The organism is Bifidobacterium sp. (genome assembly GCF_022640935.1).
Classification (GTDB): domain Bacteria; phylum Actinomycetota; class Actinomycetes; order Actinomycetales; family Bifidobacteriaceae; genus Bifidobacterium.
Window position 1 is genome coordinate 33,184 of sequence record NZ_JALCCV010000008.1, and the last position, 18,669, is coordinate 51,852.

13 protein-coding genes and 1 pseudogene are annotated in these 18,669 nt (G+C 63.2%); all 14 read right to left on the reverse strand.

Annotated features, from left to right (window positions below):
- Window positions 1-181 precede the first annotated feature (181 nt).
- Window positions 182-1,561, reverse strand: a pseudogene (locus LKG04_RS03605) (helicase); the annotation flags it as partial.
- Between the two features lie 728 nt (window positions 1,562-2,289).
- The gene (tyrS, locus tag LKG04_RS03610; protein ID WP_291760493.1) at window positions 2,290-3,630 is read right to left on the reverse strand and encodes a tyrosine--tRNA ligase; all 1,341 of its coding nucleotides are present in this window, start codon (window positions 3,628-3,630) and stop codon (window positions 2,290-2,292) included.
- Between the two features lie 187 nt (window positions 3,631-3,817).
- Window positions 3,818-5,311: an argininosuccinate lyase gene (argH, locus tag LKG04_RS03615; protein WP_291760491.1), complete on the reverse strand. Its 1,494-nt coding sequence runs from the start codon at window positions 5,309-5,311 to the stop codon at window positions 3,818-3,820.
- An 82-nt stretch (window positions 5,312-5,393) separates the two neighbouring features.
- Complete coding sequence (locus LKG04_RS03620; protein WP_291763265.1) at window positions 5,394-6,647, reverse strand: argininosuccinate synthase; 1,254 nt, start codon at window positions 6,645-6,647, stop codon at window positions 5,394-5,396.
- A 127-nt stretch (window positions 6,648-6,774) separates the two neighbouring features.
- On the reverse strand, window positions 6,775-7,296 hold the full coding sequence (gene argR / locus LKG04_RS03625; RefSeq protein WP_291760578.1) for an arginine repressor: 522 nt from the start codon (window positions 7,294-7,296) through the stop codon (window positions 6,775-6,777).
- A gap of 5 nt (window positions 7,297-7,301) precedes the next feature.
- Window positions 7,302-8,267, reverse strand: a complete 966-nt coding sequence (gene argF / locus LKG04_RS03630; protein ID WP_291760486.1) for an ornithine carbamoyltransferase — start codon at window positions 8,265-8,267, stop codon at window positions 7,302-7,304.
- A gap of 58 nt (window positions 8,268-8,325) precedes the next feature.
- Window positions 8,326-9,678 (reverse strand): acetylornithine transaminase, encoded by a 1,353-nt coding sequence (locus tag LKG04_RS03635; protein WP_291760483.1) that lies wholly within the window; start codon window positions 9,676-9,678, stop codon window positions 8,326-8,328.
- On the reverse strand, window positions 9,668-10,624 hold the full coding sequence (gene argB, locus LKG04_RS03640) for an acetylglutamate kinase (protein ID WP_291760575.1): 957 nt from the start codon (window positions 10,622-10,624) through the stop codon (window positions 9,668-9,670). Before argB ends, LKG04_RS03635 begins: the two co-directional genes overlap by 11 nt.
- A 54-nt stretch (window positions 10,625-10,678) precedes the next feature.
- On the reverse strand, window positions 10,679-11,848 hold the full coding sequence (argJ, locus tag LKG04_RS03645) for a bifunctional glutamate N-acetyltransferase/amino-acid acetyltransferase ArgJ (protein ID WP_291760480.1): 1,170 nt from the start codon (window positions 11,846-11,848) through the stop codon (window positions 10,679-10,681).
- A complete protein-coding gene (gene argC / locus LKG04_RS03650) occupies window positions 11,845-12,951 on the reverse strand; it encodes an N-acetyl-gamma-glutamyl-phosphate reductase (protein WP_291760477.1) in 1,107 nt (368 codons plus the stop codon). Before argC ends, argJ begins: the two co-directional genes overlap by 4 nt.
- Before the next feature lie 166 nt (window positions 12,952-13,117).
- Window positions 13,118-13,828 carry a hypothetical protein gene (locus tag LKG04_RS03655; RefSeq protein ID WP_291760473.1) on the reverse strand — a complete coding sequence of 237 codons (711 nt, stop codon included), beginning with the start codon at window positions 13,826-13,828 and terminating at the stop codon, window positions 13,118-13,120.
- A gap of 82 nt (window positions 13,829-13,910) precedes the next feature.
- A complete protein-coding gene (pheT, locus tag LKG04_RS03660) occupies window positions 13,911-16,523 on the reverse strand; it encodes a phenylalanine--tRNA ligase subunit beta (protein ID WP_291760470.1) in 2,613 nt (870 codons plus the stop codon).
- 6 nt (window positions 16,524-16,529) lie between these two features.
- Window positions 16,530-17,585, reverse strand: a complete 1,056-nt coding sequence (pheS, locus tag LKG04_RS03665; protein WP_291760468.1) for a phenylalanine--tRNA ligase subunit alpha — start codon at window positions 17,583-17,585, stop codon at window positions 16,530-16,532.
- Between the two features lie 104 nt (window positions 17,586-17,689).
- On the reverse strand, window positions 17,690-18,586 hold the full coding sequence (locus LKG04_RS03670; RefSeq protein ID WP_291760465.1) for a TrmH family RNA methyltransferase: 897 nt from the start codon (window positions 18,584-18,586) through the stop codon (window positions 17,690-17,692).
- Between the last annotated feature and the right edge of the window lie 83 nt (window positions 18,587-18,669).

Consider the following 18,669-nt stretch of genomic DNA (forward strand, 5'->3'; position numbering starts at 1 on the left):
CCACAGTCCCTGCAGCGGCCTTGGCGCGCACGTTCTCTTCCGTCGCATCCGCCGCAGTGCCCACTGGCACAGTATCGACATCCACCGCCGCATCGACGTGCGCAGCGGCATCGGCATCCTCGACAACGTCAGCCATGCTGGATTCTTCGACCGTGCGGGCAGCCTCAATCACGTCAGCATCTTCCGACGCATCGGCTTCTTCCTCTTCGTGGGCGATCTCTTGGGCAGCTCCTTCGGAGGAGTTCCCGATGGCCTCCTCCGCGTCCTCGGAATGCTCAGCATCACCAGCCGCACTGGCGCCATCGGAGCCGTCAGCACCGTCATCAGGCGCATACTGGGCGTCGTCCCAGGAGATGCCAAGCTGGTCCATCAGCTCGCCGGGAAGATCCTCGAGATCGTAGTCGATGACGATATCGTCCGATTCCTCGTCCTCATCCTCGTCGGCATACTGCAATTCGAGCCACTCGATCACCGGGTCAAGATCCGTTGCCTGGTCGCTATGGCCGGATTCCTCGAGGAAGTTCTGCTCGGCCTGCAGCGCACGCATGCGGTACGCGCCCGGAAGCCCTTTGGATGCGCCGAGCTTGTGCACGATCTCGATGGCCTGATCCCACAACTGCAAATCACCCAGAGCGCCCGCGTACACGAGGAACATCTCGACCTTCGACTCGCCCTGCAGGCTCTTGCCCTCGTCTGACAGCGCCAGCTCGATGGCCTTCTTCGGATTGCCTAGACCGCGTTCGCAGTCCGCCATGAACGGCAGGTAATCAGCGAAGCCATTCATGCGATGCGCAGTCTGGAATTCGCGCAACGCCAGCTTGTAATCGCCTTGGCGGTACGAGACGAATGCGAGCGTCTCGCGGCTGAAGTCGATGCGGGAAGCCTGCCGTGCCGCCCATTTGGCATGCTCCAACGCCGACTGCGGGTCGCTTTCCTCAAGTGTGTACGCGGCTAGGATATGCAAGCCGATATTTTCCGCATGCTCCTTGGCGAGCCCGCGCAAACGCTCCTTCTCGTCCTTGGAGAGCATCGACCATTCCATGCCTCGCGGCATACGCGGCTCATCGGGCCTACGATGCGTATACGGATTCTGCGAAGGGAAGGATATCGTGCCGTCCGAATTGCGGCGCGGGGCACTGAGATAGTCCTCCCGACGCTGCGAACGGTATCCATCGCGCTCGTTGCGGTCGAATTTGCGGTCTGAGCCGTCGCGTCGATCATCGTGACGGTAACCGCCGCCCTGATCATTTCTGCGGTAACCGCCGCCCTGGCCATCACGACGCGGCGCATACGGACGATGCTCGCCGCTGCGTTCGCCGCCACGCTCGCCATCGCGGTGAAAATCACGATGGAAGTCGCGGCGATCGCCGCCTCTGCGGTCATCACGCCGATCGTCACGGCGGAAATCCCGTCCATCGCGCTCACCACGGTCGCTGCGTCCTTGGTAGCCGCCTCTGTGGTCATCACGCCGGAAGTCGCGATGGTCGCCGTCACGATGAAAATCGCGGCGATCATTGTCATGACGATATCCGCCGCGCGAATTCCCACGCTGCTCGCCATCGCGGTGGAAATCGCGACGATCGTCACGACGATCATTCTTATGGAAGTCGCGACGCTCGCCGTCCTGGCGGTACCCTTCCCGGCGTTCCTCCGAGTTCTCGTCGCGGTGGAAATCCTTGCGATATCCCTTGCCATGGAAATCGCGGCTGTGGAAGTCGCGACGATCAGCGCTGCGGCCATCACGATGGAAGTCGCGACGCTGCCTTTCGCCGTCGCCATGCTCGCCGTCACGATGGAAATCATGATGGTCGCCACCATGCCCATAGCGCGGGTTCTCCCCATCGCGCCGCCCGCGATAACCGCCGTGTTCGCCGTCGCGGCGGGGTTTGTCGTATCGCCGATCGCCGCCATGGCCCTGGTTCGAGAAACGCCGTTCCTGCGCTTCGTGTTCGCCGTGCGCATCTTCGTGGTCGCGGGCGTGGTCATGATATCCACGATCCGGCCGCTCGCCATTCGAACGGTGGAAGCCGCCGTTGCGATCCCCGCCGTAGGAATGGCCCGAATGGCCACCGTGCGAGTTGTACGAACGCCCCGAATGCCCTTCGCCCGATCCATGATGGAACCCGCCGCCCGAGCGCGAGCCTGACTTGCGTGATCCGAATGATTTGCCGTCGCGCGATCCGCGCTGATCTTCTACCATAGTGTTTCCTTAGTTTCCGTACCGTACCTAGTGTGCCACAACGCTTCGCGATGCGGCCGTCCGCATTGCGAGACGCTACTCGCGCCACTTCACTGATTGCTGTTCGCCGATTGCTCGACCACGCCTAGAGCTTTTTTCCCGCGTCGGATCAAAGCGAAACGGCCATGCAGGAAGTCCTCGTCACCAAGTGTCTGTTCAGCGTCGGCAACCCTGGCGTTGTTGACGTAGACGCCTCCTGACGCGATGGTCTTGCGTGCTTCGGAAATCGATCTGAACAGCCCGGCGGCAGCCCCCGCTTCGGACACCCGCTCGCCAGGCTGCGCCTGTGCGAACTGCGCTGCGCCTGCGTCGCCGACCTGTGTCTTGAGCCCGTCCAACGCCGCTTCAAGGGTCTGCGCATCAATCGCGCGCAGGTCGCCGCCGCGCCCGAACAGCGCCGAAGAAGCGTCGATAGCCTGTTGCGTCGCCGCTTCGCCGTGCACGAGGCTCGTGACCTCCCATGCCAGAGCACGCTGCGCCTCACGCGCACCCGGATTCGTTGTGACGCAGCGTTCGAGCCGTCCGATCTCCTCCTTGGGAAGGAAGGTAAAGACCTTGAGCAGTTTGGCGGCTTCGGTGTCAGGCTGATTGAGCCAGAACTGGTAGAACTTGTAAGGGCTGAGCATTCCCGGATCAAGCCAGACCGCATTGCCTTCGGATTTGCCGAATTTCTTGCCCTGACTGTCGGAGATGATCGGGCTGGTGAACACGTTGACGTTCGCCTCGCGCACCTTGTGAATCAGCTCAAGGCCCGAGGTGAGATTGCCCCATTGGTCCGAGCCGCCAAGCTGCACCGTGCAGCCGTACTCGTCGTACAGATGCAGGAAGTCATTGCCCTGCAGCACCTGGTAGCTGAATTCAGTAAACGAAATGCCTTCTTCCGATTCGAGCCTGCGGGCGACGGTGTCCTTGGACAGCATGGTGCCAAGGCGGAAATTCTTGCCGATGTCGCGCAGGAAATCGATGACCGACATGCTTGCAGTCCAGTCGTAGTTGCTCACGAACCGCACGGGATTGCTGCCATCAACCTCCAGAATGCCGGAGATTTGCGATTTGAGGCGTTCGGACCAGCCCGCCACGACCTCTTTGGGGTTGAGCGTGCGCTCGCCGCTCTGCCTTGGGTCGCCGATCAACCCGGTCGCGCCGCCGACCAATGCGATGGGATGATGCCCCGCCGCCTGCAGATGACGCATGATGATGAGCTGCACGAGGTTGCCGGCATGCAGGGACGCCGCCGTCGGATCGAATCCGCAGTAATAGGTGATGGGGCCGCCGTTCAACGCCTGCGCGAGTTGGTCGCGATCCGTGGACTGAGTGATCAATCCACGCCAATTCAACTCCTCGAAGAGCGAGTTAAATCCCGCCTCCCTGAAATTGGTGACGTGAGCCATATCTAGTGCCTCTCCCCTGTCAAATTGTGGACAACAACGCACACGGCCCCAGGCCATGCAAACCTGTCCAGTTTCGCAGGAAGCGGCGACAGCTCTATCACTGGCAGCGCAACGGGCGCTACCGCGCAAACGCGATCGCCCTAGGTGCGCAGCCGCCTCCTCGCGCTGCACGTTGAGGCGTTTCTCGCTATTGCAGGGATTCGGGCGCCTTGTACGCGGTGCCGTCACTGCTGGAGCTCACGAAGACCGCAAGCGCATCGAGCGCCGCCTTCGCCTCGTCCAGCTGCTCGCGCACGCGGGCTGGCGCCGTGCCTCCCTTGCCGTTGCGCGCGGCGACCGAGCCTTCGACGGAAAGCACCTCGCGTACCGCCGATGCCTGCTCGGCAGGCAGGAAACCCGCGAAGATCTCGGAAAAATCGCTGTCGGTCAGATCCCACAGTTCGATGCCCTGCTGCTCGGCGCGTTTGACGCAGGCGCCGGACAGCTCGTGCGCATGGCGGAAGGGCACGCCGTGCTTTACCAGCCATTCCGCGATGTCGGTGGCCAGCGCAAAACCTGTAGGCGCCTGCTCGCGCAGCCGGTCATGGTCGAAACACATCGTCGCAACCATGCCGCCGAATGCCGGCAGCAGCACTTCGAGGGTGTCGACCTGGTCGAATACCGCCTCTTTGTCCTCCTGCAGATCACGGGCATATGCGGTCGGCAGGCCTTTGAGCGTGGCCAAAAGACCCGTAAGATCGCCTATGAGACGGCCGGCCTTGCCGCGCGCCAGCTCCGCGATATCCGGGTTCTTTTTCTGCGGCATGATTGAGGAGCCGGTCGAATAGGAGTCATCGAGCCTGACGAAGCCGAACTCCTGCGAGTTCCAAATGATGATTTCCTCGCTTAGCCGGCTCACATCCACGCCGATCATGGCGGCGATGAAGGAAAATTCGGCGACTGAATCACGGCTGGCGGTCCCGTCGATCGAATTGCTGGTGACCTTCGAAAATCCCAGTTCCCGGGCGACCATCACCGGGTCAAGGCCCAGCGTATTGCCCGCCAATGCGCCCGAGCCGTAGGGGCTGGCGTCGATGCGGGCGTCCCAGTCGGCCAGCCGCTGCACATCGCGCAGCAGCGGCCAAGCGTGGGCCAGCAGCTGATGCGCCAGCAGCACCGGCTGCGCATGCTGCATATGGGTGCGGCCCGGCATCACGGCATCGCCCGCAGCCGTCGCCTGAAGGATAATCGCGTTGACGACGCCGAGCACGTTGCGCGCCACGACACGGGCGTGCCGGCGCAGCCACATGCGGATGAGCGCGGCGATCTGGTCGTTGCGCGAACGGCCGGCGCGCAGCTTGCCGCCGAGCTCGTCCCCGGCGATGTCGATCAGCCCGCGTTCCAGAGCCGTCGCCTCGTCCTCGTCGTCTTCAATCGGGGCGAACGCCCCCGAATCCACACGGCGCTGGAGCTCGTCGAGCGCCGTCTCCATGCGTCCCAGCTCGTCATTGTTCAACAGCCCGGCACGTCCCAGCGCCCGGGCGTGTGCTCGGGAGCCTGCGATGTCGTCGTCGGCGAGACGCCAATCGAACTGGGTCGATCTCGAGAGCCGAGCCAGCTCCGGTGACGGCCCGGATGAGAAACGGCCTCCCCATAACGCCAGATGCTCGCTGTTGTGCTGCGGTTGCGTGGTGTCCGCCATCGACTGCTCCTTGCCTATGTCGGAATTCGCGCGGTCCAAGCGCGATCCGGGCATTTCCAACGTATTGTCCGTGCTCTCCGCGCTATTCGACCGCTTCCTTCGGCACGGCGATGCCGTTGCCGAATTTGACGTCACGCGCGGCGGCGACCTTGCTCGGCAGGCCGTAGATCTCGATGAAGCCGTTCGAAGCGCCTTGATCGAAGCTGTCGCCCGAATCGTAGGTGGCCAGATTGTAGTCATACAGCGAGGACTCGGAGCGGCGGCCGGTCACGACGGCCCGCCCGCCATGCAGCACCATGCGGATCTCGCCGCTGACATACTGCTGGGTGTCTTCGATGAAGGCGTTCAGCGAGTGCACAGCCGGCGAGAACCACTGCGCGTCGTAGACCAGTTCGGCCCAGCGCTTGTCGATGTCGCGCTTGATGCGGTGCTGCTCGCGCTCCAGGCAGCAGTTCTCCAGCTCCTCGTGTGCGGCGATCAGAGCCACAGCGCCCGGCGCCTCGTACAGCTCGCGGGATTTGATGCCCACGAGCCGGTCTTCGATGATGTCGATACGGCCGATGCCTTGCGCGCCGGCGCGACGGTTCATCTCCTCGATGGCCTGCAGCGGCGTGACCTTGCGCCCGTCAATCGCCACGGGGACGCCCTGCCTGAACTCGATGACGACCTCATCCTCGACCGGCGGGAACGCGGGGTCGTCCGTATAGCTATAGCAGTCCTTGGTAGGCCCGTTCCATGGATCCTCGAGGAAACCGGTTTCAATGGCCCTGCCCCATACGTTCTGATCGATGGAGTACGGGCTTTTCTCGGTCTGCGTGATCGGCAGCTCATGCTCTTTGGCGAAGCGGATCTCGACGTCGCGGGTGAGCGAGAGGTCACGGATCGGGCTGATGGCCTTCAGCGTCGGGTCAATGGACTGGATCGAGACCTCGAAGCGTACTTGGTCGTTCCCTTTGCCAGTGCAGCCGTGCGAAATGGTGTCGGCGCCGAACTGATGCGCCGCCTGGACCAGATGCTTGCTGATCAGCGGCCTCGAAATCGCGGAAACCAGCGGATAGACGCCCTCGTACTTGGCATTGGCCTTGAGGGCCTTCATGCAGTACTCCTCGGCGAACTCCTCACGGGCGTCCACTACATAGGCCTCTACGGCCCCACAGTCCAGCGCGCGCTGCCTGACTGCGTCCAAGCTCTCGCCGCCCTGCCCGACATCGAGGGACACGGCCACCACATCCTTGCCGGTGCGTTCCTTGAGGAAGGCGATGGCCACGGACGTGTCCAAGCCGCCGGAATAGGCCAATACGATTCGGTTCTTGTCGCCATGATTGTTATCGCTCATTGCAACCCTTTCTCTAACGTCGTTCATCAGTATATACGAAGTATTGCATATTTATGCAGTCGGTGAGTCGCCATGTTGCCGCAGGCGATTTCAGCCGCGGCTGGGCCACAGCGAGCGAGCATCGGTGTCATGCCGTTCTAGAGGCGACATCCAACAGCCAAGATCCATACTCGCGCGCCAGCCTGTCGGTGGCGCAGATCAGCAGCACCGTATCGTCTCCGGCGATAGTGCCGAGAATACCCTCGAGAGGCTGCTTGTCGATCACGCTCGCCACGTATTGCGCCGCGCCGGACGGCGTGTGGACCACCACCAGGTTTCTGGCATCCGCCACTGAAACCACAAGCCCGTAGAGCACCCGCTCCAGCTGCTGTTCGATGCGTTTCATCGCCTTCGCCGAGTTTTCACCGACCGGCTGAGCGCCGAGCGAATACGCCACCGTGCCATCTTTGAGACGCGTCTTCGTGGCGTTCAGCTCGTCGAGATCGCGGCTCAGCGTGGCTTGGGTCACGTCGATGCCTTCATCGGCCAGAATGGTGCAGAGCTGGGATTGCGAGGTGATGATGTGGGTCAGCACAGCATGCTCTATGGCGCTCAGACGGGCCGCCCTCGTAGCCGGGCGGTGCAACTCGGCGCGCGCATGCGCCTCCATACGGCTCACGACAACATGCTTTCGTCGTCGCGTTGGATGCCGATGAGCCACGTAAGCAGCGCCTTCTGGGCGTGCAAACGGTTCTCCGCCTCCTCCCAGACCACTGATTGCGGTCCGTCGATCACGCCAGCGGTGACCTCCTTGCCGCGGTATGCGGGCAGGCAATGCTGGAACAGTGCGTCGGGCTTGGCCAGCGCCATAAGCCCGTCATTGACTTGGTACTTCCAGAACGGCTTGGAACGAATCGCATATTCGCCCTCTTCGCCCATCGACACCCACGTGTCCGTGAACACGCAGTCCACGCCACGGACGGCTTCAGCCGGATCAGTCGTCACGAGTATCGAGCCGCCGGTGGTTTCGGCGATGGCTTGGGCGTCTTTGACGATCCGTTCATCGGGCAGGTACCCGTTGGGCCCGCTCACGCGCACATCCATGCCTGCCGTCGCGCCGGCCAAGAGGTAGGAGTTGGCCATGTTGTTGGCCGCATCGCCAAGATAGGCGATGCTTTTGCCGGCAAGGGCGTCGACGCCGCCGCGCAATTGCGCGATGGTGAGGAAATCGGCCAGTACCTGGCAGGGATGGAATTGGTCGGTCAGCGCGTTGACGACCGGGACCGTGGCGTATTGCGCCATTTCCTCGACCCGTTCCTGGCCGAACGTGCGCCAGACGATGGCCGAGGTCATGCGGGTGAGCACCCGCGCGGTGTCGGCGACCGGCTCGCCGCGCCCCAGCTGCGAACCCGACTTGTCAATGACCAGCGGATAGCCGCCCAATTCGGCCACGCCGACCGAGAAGCTCGAGCGCGTACGCGTGCTCGGCTTGTCGAAGAGCACAGCCACGGCCTGCGGCCCTTCAAAAGGCCGGTGGTAGAAACGGTCCTCGCGGAAATGCATCGCAAGCCTGAGAATCTGCAGCTGCTCGTCATGCGTGATATCGTCATCGCGCAGCATGTGGCGTAATTGGCCGGTCATGGGCGTCCTCCTTGGTTGTTGTCCTGCAGTTGTTGTGCATTCGTATCAAATGATGGTTTCAATCGTTCGCCAGATCCTTCGGTATTCGTCCGAGGATCGAAACGCCTTCGCGCACATCCGCTTCGCTCACGATCAGCGCCGGCGCGATCCTGAGCGCGTCCGGCGCCACGGCATTGACGATCAGGCCATGTTCCAGCGCCCAGTTCATCGCGGCATGCGCGCATGGGTGCGTGAGCTGCACGCCCAGGAGCAGACCCCGCCCGCGCACGTATTCGAAAAGCGCATTGCCGCTCGCCATGATGCCCTCGCGCAGCTGTTCGCCGCGTTCGCGAGCATTGGCGAGCAGCCCGTCGCGCTCGATCACGCCAAGCGTGGTCAGCGCCGCGCTGGCGCCGAGCGGATTGCCTGCGAATGTAGAACCGTGGATGCCCGGGGTGAACAAGTCGCTCAACTGCTGTCCGAAAGCGATCATGCCGCCCATCGGGAAACCGCCGGCCACGCCCTTGGCGAACGTGACGATATCAGGAACCGCGCCGCCAGAGAGATCGTCACGCTGGAAGGCGAACCACTGGCCGGTGCGGCCGATGCCGGTCTGTACCTCGTCGATGATCATCAGCGCGCCGTTCGCATCGCAGATGCTCCGGACGTCTGCCACATATTCAGGATCGAGCGGGCGCACGCCCGCCTCGCCCTGAATGAGCTCCAAGATGACTGCGGCGACCGGACCCTCGCCGTATTTTCCTTTGCCGGTGCGCGCGAAAGCCTCAAGCAGCGAGACGCGGTCACCCGCTTCGATGAACTGCATCGAGGGCACGAGCGGTTCAAAGGGCTTGCGAATCGCGGGCTTCCATGTCGCGCTCAGCGCGCCCATGGTGCGCCCGTGGAACCCGTTCGTCAATGCCAGGATCCGCACAGGCTTGCCGCCTGCGGCCGGAATGGCGCCGGGCAGCGTCCGGCCGTAGAGCTTGGCGAGCTTAAGCGCCGCCTCATTGCCCTCCGCGCCGGAATTGCCGAAGTATACGTGGGAGCCGGCTGGAGCTCCGGCCAGCTCGATGAGCTTGGCGGCGAGCTCGATCTGCGGCTTCGTGGCGAAATAGTTGCTGGTGTGGGCGACCCGGCCCGCCTGTTCGCTGATGGTCCGCACCCAGTCGGGGTGTGCGTAGCCCAGCGAATTGACGGCGATGCCCGCGAGAAAATCGAGGTATTCGTTGCCGTCGACGTCCCAGATGCGTGTGCCCATGCCGTGATCCATTACCCGCAGCGGCGGGCCGAAGACGCCCACGTGCACATGCTCGTAACGCCCGAGCCAGGCTTTGTCCTGCGCGCCTTCGACGTCCAAATGCTCCAGCGCCGTCCGGGCATCGATCGACGCAGCCCTGCCGGATTTGGCGCGACTGATATCAACGGTCATATGCGTCCCTCATTTCTATGCCGTCCTGCGGAACGACCATGGTTCCTATGCCTGCGGATGTGAAAATCTCGTTCAGGATCGAATGCGGCTTGCGTCCGTCGATGATATGGGCCTGATTCACGCCGCCGTCGATGGCGCGCATGCACGCCTCCATTTTGGGGCGCATGCCGGTCTGCAGCCCGCCGATCATGTCACGCAGCTCCTCTACGCCGATCCGGCCAATCAATGTGCTGCGATCCGGCCAACGGGCGTACAGCCCTTCGATGTCGGTAAGAATGACCAGCTTGCGAGCTCCCAGCGCGGTGGCCAACGCGGCCGCGGCCGAATCAGCGTTCACGTTGAGCACTTCGGTCGCGTCGTCCTCGTTCGGCGCCACCGAGGACACCACCGGGATGCGCCCTGCGGTGATGAGGTCCTCGACCGCCGAGGCATCGACGCTCACCACATCGCCCACCAAGCCGATATCGGTCGGCGTGCCGTCGATGACGGGCTTGCGCTGCATGGCGGAGAACAAGGCGCCATCCTCGCCGGACAGTCCCACAGCGAAAGGCCCGTGGGCGTTGATCAGGCCGACGAGTTCGCGAGACACTTTGCCGGTGAGCACCATGCGCACCACATCCATGGCTTCGGGCGAAGTGACGCGCAAACCGCCTTTGAATTCGGAATGGATGCCAAGCGCCTTGAGCATCTGCGAGATCTGCGGGCCGCCCCCGTGCACGACCACGGGATGCATGCCCACTTGGCGCAGAAACACCATATCCTGGGCGAAGCATTCTTTGAGATGCTCGTCGACCATCGCGTTGCCGCCGTATTTGATCACGATGCGCTGCCCGGCGAATTCCTCCAGCCACGGCAACGCTTCGATGAGCACTTCGGCTTTCTGATCCGCGCGCAGATCCGTATGCACGTCAAAATGAAAGCCCGGACCTTTGAGCACCTTGTCCATCGCGCCTTTCCCCTCAGTCATTGCGCCGCAGCCTGCCGTTTCCCAATTCCATCTTCAGGATTCATAGTCGGCGTTGATATGCACGTAGTCGTTCGTCAGGTCGTCGGTCCATACCGTGGCCTGCTCGCCACCGGCATGCAGGTCGACGTCGATATGCACTTCCCGTGGCGTCATGTCGACTTCGGAACGGTCCCGACCTGGTTTGCCGCCATCGCATACCTTGATTCCGTTGATCGCGACATCGACTTCATCGGCATCGTAGACCGCACGTTCTGGCGGCACAGTGCCCAGCGAGCTGACGACGCGGCCCCAATTCGGGTCGTTGCCGTAGATCGCGCATTTGAGCAGGTTCGACGCGGCGATCGCCCGTGCGCACGTCAGCGCCTCGTCTTCGCTTTTCGCGCCGAACACGGTGATCCTCACATCATGGCTCGCGCCCTCGGCGTCGCCGATGATCTGCCGGGCCAAACTTGCGCAGGCTTGGGCGACCAGATCGTTGAACTCTTTCGGATCGGGCTCGACCTGCGAGGCGCCAGAAGCCATGAGCAGCACGGTGTCGTTGGTGGACATGCAGCCGTCGACGTCGATGCGATTGAAAGAGCGGTCCGCCGCAACGCCAAGCGCCGCCTGCAGCTGCCCGGGCGAGACGACTGCGTCCGTGGTGATGACGCACAACATCGTCGCCAGCTGCGGAGCGATCATCCCCGAGCCTTTGACCATGCCGCCGATGCGGTATCCGGTTCCCTGCGCGGTGAAGGTCTTCGGCGTCGTATCAGTGGTCATAATAGCCAACGAGGCGTCAACACCAGCCTGATCTTCTGCGGCAAGCGTACCGTAGGCCGCCTGCACTCCGGCGAGGATCTGCTTCAGCGGAAGCAGCTCGCCGATCAAGCCGGTGGAGCATACCGCGATATCATTCGCGTCCGCGCCAAGCAGCTGCGCAGCAGCCTTTGCCGTGGCGCTTGACTGCTCGTACCCGGCCTGGCCGGTGCAGGCGTTCGCGCCGCCGGAGTTGAGCACGACCGCCTTGGCGTGGCCGTCGGCCACGCTCGCACTGGTCCAACGCACAGGCGCGGCGCGGAATCGGTTCGGAGTGAACACGCCGGCCACCGCATCGAGCGGCCCGTCGTTGACCACGAGGGCCAGGTCTTTCTTGTCCGGTTTCGCGGATATGCCCGCATTTACCCCGGCCGCGCTGAATCCTTGTGCATAGGTCACGCTCATGGCGCCACTCCGATCTTCCTCAGCCCTGCATCTTCGGGCAACCCCAGGGCGATATTGAGGGATTGCACCGCCTGCCCCGCCGTCCCACGATTCAGATTGTCGATCGCCGCGATGGCGAGCAGACGACCTGCCGCATGGTCGACGACGACCTGAAGCTGCACGGCGTTGGAGCCGAGCACGTTCTGGGTCGCCGGAAGCTCGCCGGCCGGCAGCACGGTGACGAACTCCTGTCCTTGATACGCCCCTGTCCACACAGCGCGGATCTCGTCGTCGTTCAGATCATGGCCCTTCGCGCTCAACGGCGCCGAAACGCAAGCCAAGATCCCGCGGGCCATGGGCACAAGCATCGGCGTGAACCCGATGGCGAAGTCCTCGGCATTGCGTGCCTCCAGCCCGGCGGCGTGCGCGAGATTCTGCAGGATCTCGGGGATATGCCGATGACCGCCGCCGACGCCGTACGCACGCGCGGAACCGAAGGCTTCAGCGGCCAACAGATCGGTGCGCCTGAGGTTCTTGCCGGCGCCCGAATAGCCCACAGCCAAGTCCGCCACAATGCCTTGGGGCTCGATCAGCCCTTGCGCCACGCCTGGCTGCATGGCCATGGTGACGGCAGTGACATTGCAGCCCGGCCCTGCTATCCGTTTGACCCCGGGCAGCTGGCTGCGCTGGCGACGGTAGCCGCCATCTGCATCGGCACCTACTTCCGTGCCGATGATGAGCTCAGGCATGCCATAGGTCCAATGCGCGTAAAAATCACCGCCATAGAACTTGTCCCAGGCCGCACGCTCCTCCAGCCGGTGGTCGGCGCCGAGATCGACGACGATCATATCCGGATCGAGCTTGGCTGCCAGCGCCCCCGAAGCGCCATGCGGCAATGCCAGGATCGCTACGTCATGGCCGTTGAGCGTCTCGGGCGTGGTCGCCTCGATGGTCAGGTCAGCAAGCTGCGGAATATGCGGCATATGGCGGGCGAACGGCTCGGAAACCGAGGAGCGGCCAGCTACCGCGGCGACATCGAAATCAGGATGTTCTGCGAGGATGCGCACCGCCTCCCCACCGGCATACCCGGTCGCACCTGCCACAACCACCGAATATTTGGCCATATCCGCCCCTTCTTCCTTGGCTTTTTGCCCATGTGCGCCGTTTCACGAACAACAGGGGCCACTATACACGTTATGCGCTACTTTGCATAACTATGCATGCCGAGCCGTGTTTTGCACTGGCAGCGGATTGCCGGAACGATCTCCATTGATGCGGTATTTGCGCCGGCTAGACGGATACGGAGCCGCTGCCGCCCTGCCCGGAGCCGCCGGAAAGCTGTTGCATCATCCATTGATAGAGTTCCTCGGTGGAGACGCCTTTGGACAGCATCCAGATATCAAGCAGCGTCATGAGCACGTTGATGAGCACAGCGGCCAACGCCAGCCCGAAACCCTTCATGCGGAAGGTCCTGGTGCGCCACATCGCCACGCCACCCATAAGCGCTGGAAGAACGGGCACGTTGAACAGCGAAAGCACGAAAGCGACGACCGCATAGGAATCCCAGTGACCGTACAGCGGGTTTTGGCCCGGATCGTCAAGGTTGACGCCATTGAGCATCTGCGGTCTGCGACCAGACTGATTGCGTGGTTTGCCGGACCAGTCGGCCGGTTGCCTTGGCCCATGTCCGCCAGAGTTATCACCATACGGGGCCGAAGACCCGGATGAGCCAAGCGTCGCCTGGGCGTTGGGCTGCACGGGCCGCCGCCCATACCCGCCGTTTTGCCGGCCGTCGCCTTGCGCAGAAGCGGCGGAAGCAGCAGCGCCGGCGGCAGGATCGGGACGGCCGAAGATATAGGGGTCATAACCCTCGGGCAACTGGCTGGCGAGGGCGCCGTATTCGGGCTGCGCACGTTGCCCGTACCGGGGCTCGTTTGGCGTGCTCTGCCGCTGATGCGAGGCGTCGCCGCCGAGCTGCGGCCGGTGTTCCGATTCGCTCATAGATCTTCCTGCAATGGCTTCACCCAACGGCTTCCTAAGCAAGCTTTCCTGCAACGGCTTCCTTGATTGATAGCGTATGCCGCTAGGCGCGCAGCTGCGCCCCCAACGGTGTGGTGCTCTCGATGATAGCCTTGCGCAGCGCCTCACTGTCAGCGGAATCCAAAGTCTTATTCGGCGAGCGGAATACCACGGAGAACGCCAGCGATTTCTTGCCTTCGCCGAGCTGATCCCCGGTGAATACATCGAACAGCGCGATGGATTCAAGATCGTCTCCAGCGGCTTGGACGATGGCATCCCGCAACTGCGCGGCGCCCAACCGTTCAGGCACGGTAAAAGCCAGATCCTGCTTCACCGGCGGGAAGGTCGAAATCGGCTTGGCCTGCACCGGTTTGGAATCCAGCGTGGCGAACAATGCGTCCAGATCCAGCTCGAAAGCCGCGCTCTGTCCCGGCAGCGCGAGATTCTCTATGACACGCGGATGCAGCTCGCCCGCGATGCCGACGTTCACACCGGCGGAAACCACATTCGTCACGCGCCCCGGATGCCATTGCGCAGGCGCGTCTTGCGCCGAGAATTGCCTGAACTCGATTGTAGCGCCAAGGCGATCCGCGATGCGATGCACCGCTTCCACGGCATCGCTCCAGTCCACCGCGCGGCCGGAGCCCATCCAGCTGGCCTGTTGCGCCATGCCGGTGAGCAATCCAGCGGCGTGCAGCGGCTGCTCGGGCAGTCCGGCGTCCAGCGCGGCGAGTTCGTCTTCGCTGGGGCGCCTGCCTCCGGGCAGGGCCGGTATGGCAGGAGCGTTGGGATCCCACAGATAGACGTGGCCGATCTCGTAGAGCGACACGTCGTCGATGCCGCGACGGCGGTTGCGCTGCACAGTCTGCGCCAAGGTCGGCAGCAAGGTGCGGCGCAGGTAAGGCCGGTCGCCGGCGAGCGGATTGGCGACTTCCACGCTGACCTTCGCGATCTCGTCGCGGTCATAAGCGAAGTTCTTGAAGTCCTCGTCACCCACGAATGGGTAGCTCAGCGTCTCTACGAGACCGTATTCAGCCAGTTCGTCGGCGACGCGGCGCTTACGGCGCTGGTCGAGCGACAACCCGACGGCACCTTCGACCGGCGCAGGCGGCACGATGACGGGAATCTCGTCGTAGCCCACCAGCCGCGCCACTTCCTCTACCAAATCGCAGGGCTCCGTGAGGTCCGGCCGCCAAGTCGGCGGAGTGACCGAAAAGACGCCGTTGCCGCCGCCCGCCACGCTGCAGCCGATATCGGTCAGAATATCGCTGATCGCGTTCGTCGCGGTGTCCAGCCCAGCCACACGAGACACCTCGCTCGCCTTAAAGGCAATGTCCTTGCTGCGTCCAGTATGGTTTACATCGACGGGATGCTGCGAAGCCTCGCCATCGCCGAAGCGTTCCAGCATCTCGGCGGCCATCTGAGCGGCGGCAGGCTGCAGCTTGCAGTCCACGCCGCGTTCGAAACGCCGTGAAGCCTCGGACGGGATTTTGTGGCGCCGCGCGCTGCGGGCGATGGAGATCGGGTCGAAATGCGCGGATTCCAACAGCACGTTCTTCGTGTCCGCCGTCACCTCGCCGTACAGGCCGCCCATCACGCCAGCCAGACCAAGGATGCGCGAGCCACGCTGGCCGTCGGGCGAATCGGTGATGAGCAGGTCCTCGGGGTCAAGCTTATGGTCGTTGCCGTCCAAGGTGACCAAGTGCTCGCCCTGCCGAGCACGCCGCACGACGATCGGCGCCTCGAGCTTGTCCAGATCGTAGGCATGCATCGGCTGGCCGAGATCGAGCATGACGTAGTTGGTAATGTCTACGGCGAGCGAGATCGGCCGCATGCCGGCGCGGATCAGCCTCCGCCGCATCGTGTTGGGCGTATGCGCCTGCGGATCGAACCCGGTGACGGCCCGGGCATAGTACCGATCGCAGCCGGGAACGCCATGGATCGGGTTGTCGTCTTCGATGCTCACTTCGAAATCAATGGCCACGTTCTCCAGGTCGATCCCCGCTGTCGCCGGCGCCGCAGCATTGAGCTTCTTGATCGGGTCGACGTAGCGTGCACCGGTGGAATGATGATATTCGCGCGCGATGCCGCGATACGAGAACGCATAACCGCGGTCAGGCGTGATGTTGATCTCGAGCAGCGGCTGGTCGAGATGCAGCAGGTGCATCGCGTCGTCCCCGGGCCGCAAAGCCTCGTATTCCTTGGTGCTGAAGCCATACTGTCGCAGCAGGATGATGCCGTTGTGATCGTCGCCCAAGCCCAGCTCGCGCTCCGAGGCGCACATGCCGTCGGAGATATGGCCGTAGGTCTTGCGTGGTTCGATATGGAAATCGCCCGGCAGCACGGCGCCAGGAAGCGTGACGACGACTTTCTCGCCGGCGGCCATGTTCGGCGCACCGCACACGATGCCGCGCGGCACCTTCTTGCCTTGCTCGTCGGTCGCATTGTACTGTTCGCCGACGTCCACATGGCACCAGTTGATGGTCTTGCCATTGCTCTGCGGCTCCGGGGTCGCGTCGACCACGTAGCCCACGACGATCGGGCCGGTCACCTGCGAGGCGTGGATCTCCTCTTCCTCGAGCCCGACGCGCACAAGATCCTTGGCGAGCTGCCCATAGGTCAGGCCGTCGGGAACTTCGACGTGGTCCTTAAGCCAGTCAATATCTACCATTGGCATGGTGGTTCACTCCCCCATCACAAACTGTTCGCTGAATCGCACGTCGCCTTCGACCAGATCGTGCATATCGTTGATGTCATGGCGCAGCAGCAGCGTGCGCTCGATGCCCACGCCGAAGGCGAAGCCGGTGTATACATCCGGATCGATGCCCGCGGAGCGCAGCACATTAGGGTTCACCATGCCGCAGCCGCCCCATTCGATCCAGCCCGGGCCGCCCTTCTTGTCGGGGAACCACAGATCGAGTTCGGCGCTGGGCTCGGTAAAGGGGAAATAGCTCGGGCGCAGACGGCTCTTGGCCTCCGGGCCGAACATGGCGACGGCGACCTTGTCGAGCACGCCTTTGAGATCGGCCATGGTCAGATGCCTGTCGACCGCCAGGGCCTCGCACTGGTGGAATACGGGCGTATGCGTCGCGTCGAGCTCGTCGGTGCGGAACACGCGGCCGGGCGAAACGATGTACAGCGGCACGCCGCGCGAAATCAGCGCCCGGACCTGATCGGACGAAGTCTGTGTGCGCAGCACCATGTTGGAGCCGACGAATCCGGCGGCATCCTTGGCCTGGTTGCCCTTGACGTAGAATGTGTCCTGCATCTGGCGGGCTGGGTGGTCCGGCCCGAAGTTCAACGCGTCGAAGTCATACCACTCGGTTTCCACTTCGGGGCCTTGGGACACCTGCCATCCCATCGAGATGAACAAGTCCTCGAAGTCCTCCATGATTTTGGCGATGGGATGGCGGGCCCCCAGCGGCTTGCGGTTCACCGGCAGGGTCATGTCGACCCGCTGGGCGGCCAGTGTCTCGGCTTCTTCTCTGGCGCGGATATCCGCTTCCCTAGCCCCGAATGCACGGCCGAAATCGGCGCGCAGCCTGCCCATGAGCTTGCCCGCGTTCTTTTTCTGATCCGCAGGCAACGAGCCAATGGCCTTGCTGGCTTGGGTCATCACCGACCCCGAACCGACGAACTGCGTCCTGATCGCCCTGAGGTCCTCCAGCGTGGAGGCCTTGCCGATCCGCGAAATGCCTTCGGCGGCCGCGTCGCTCACCGCTTGAGCGTCGAATGCCATACTCTGTGCCACGAGTGCCCTTTCTGTTTTCTCTCGCTCGAAAATGTTCGCCCAAACGCCCGAACCACGGCTCCAAGCACGCGTCGATCAGCGTTTTTCCGACTTCACATTGTCCCCATACGACTCGACATAGCCATGCTGAAGAGCATCACTGCAGCGCTTGTCGCCAGGTTGAGCGACTCTGCCCTGCCATAGATCGGTATCGAAACGACCCGCTGGGACTGCACCAGAATCGATTCCGGCAGCCCGCGAGCCTCGTTGCCGAAGAGCACGGCCTTGGCAGAACAATTCAATGTTCCTGCATGCAGCGCATCAGGCAGGCTTTGCGGCGGCCGGCCAGGAGTGCCGTATACATCAGCGGCAATCACCGAGCAGCCGTGGGAAGCGCACCATGCGAAGAACTCCCCGGTGCCCATGGTCAGCACCGGCACATGAAACAGCGATCCTGCAGTGGAACGCACGACCTTGGGGTTGGCCGCATCCACGCATTCGTCCACGAGCACGACCGCGGCACAGCCGGCGGCATCGGCAGCGCGAATTACGGCTCCGGCGTTGCCCGGATCGCGCACCTGCCAGAATGCGGCGACAGTAGGCGCGGAAAGCCATTCGATGGCATTCGGATCGCCCTGCAGCACCGCGAGCTCGGCCACAGCGGCGATGCCTTGCGCATTGGAGCTGATATGCCGCATCACGTCAGACGTCGCACGATGCACATAGATTCCTGCATGCACCGCCGACTCGACGATTTGCGAGCGCACGGTCGCGGCTGCATTCGCATGATGCCGTGTCGCTGCTGCGTCATCGCCATGGTCATCATCATCGACCTGCACATACAGATCGCGCACCGCGTCAGGATGACAAGTCACAAGCTCGCGCACCGCCTGCGGGCCTTCCACGAGAAAACGTCCTGCGCGTCTGCGCGCCTTCGCGTTGGCCAGCTCCGCGACGCGGCGGATGCGCTCGGCCTTGGGATTGCCGAGCAGTTCGGGATTCATGGGCATGGGCCTCAGCTTACGCGGCAAGCGCTACAGGTCACTCCTACGCTCGCGATCGACGTCGCATCCGAGTTCACAGCATCTTCTCA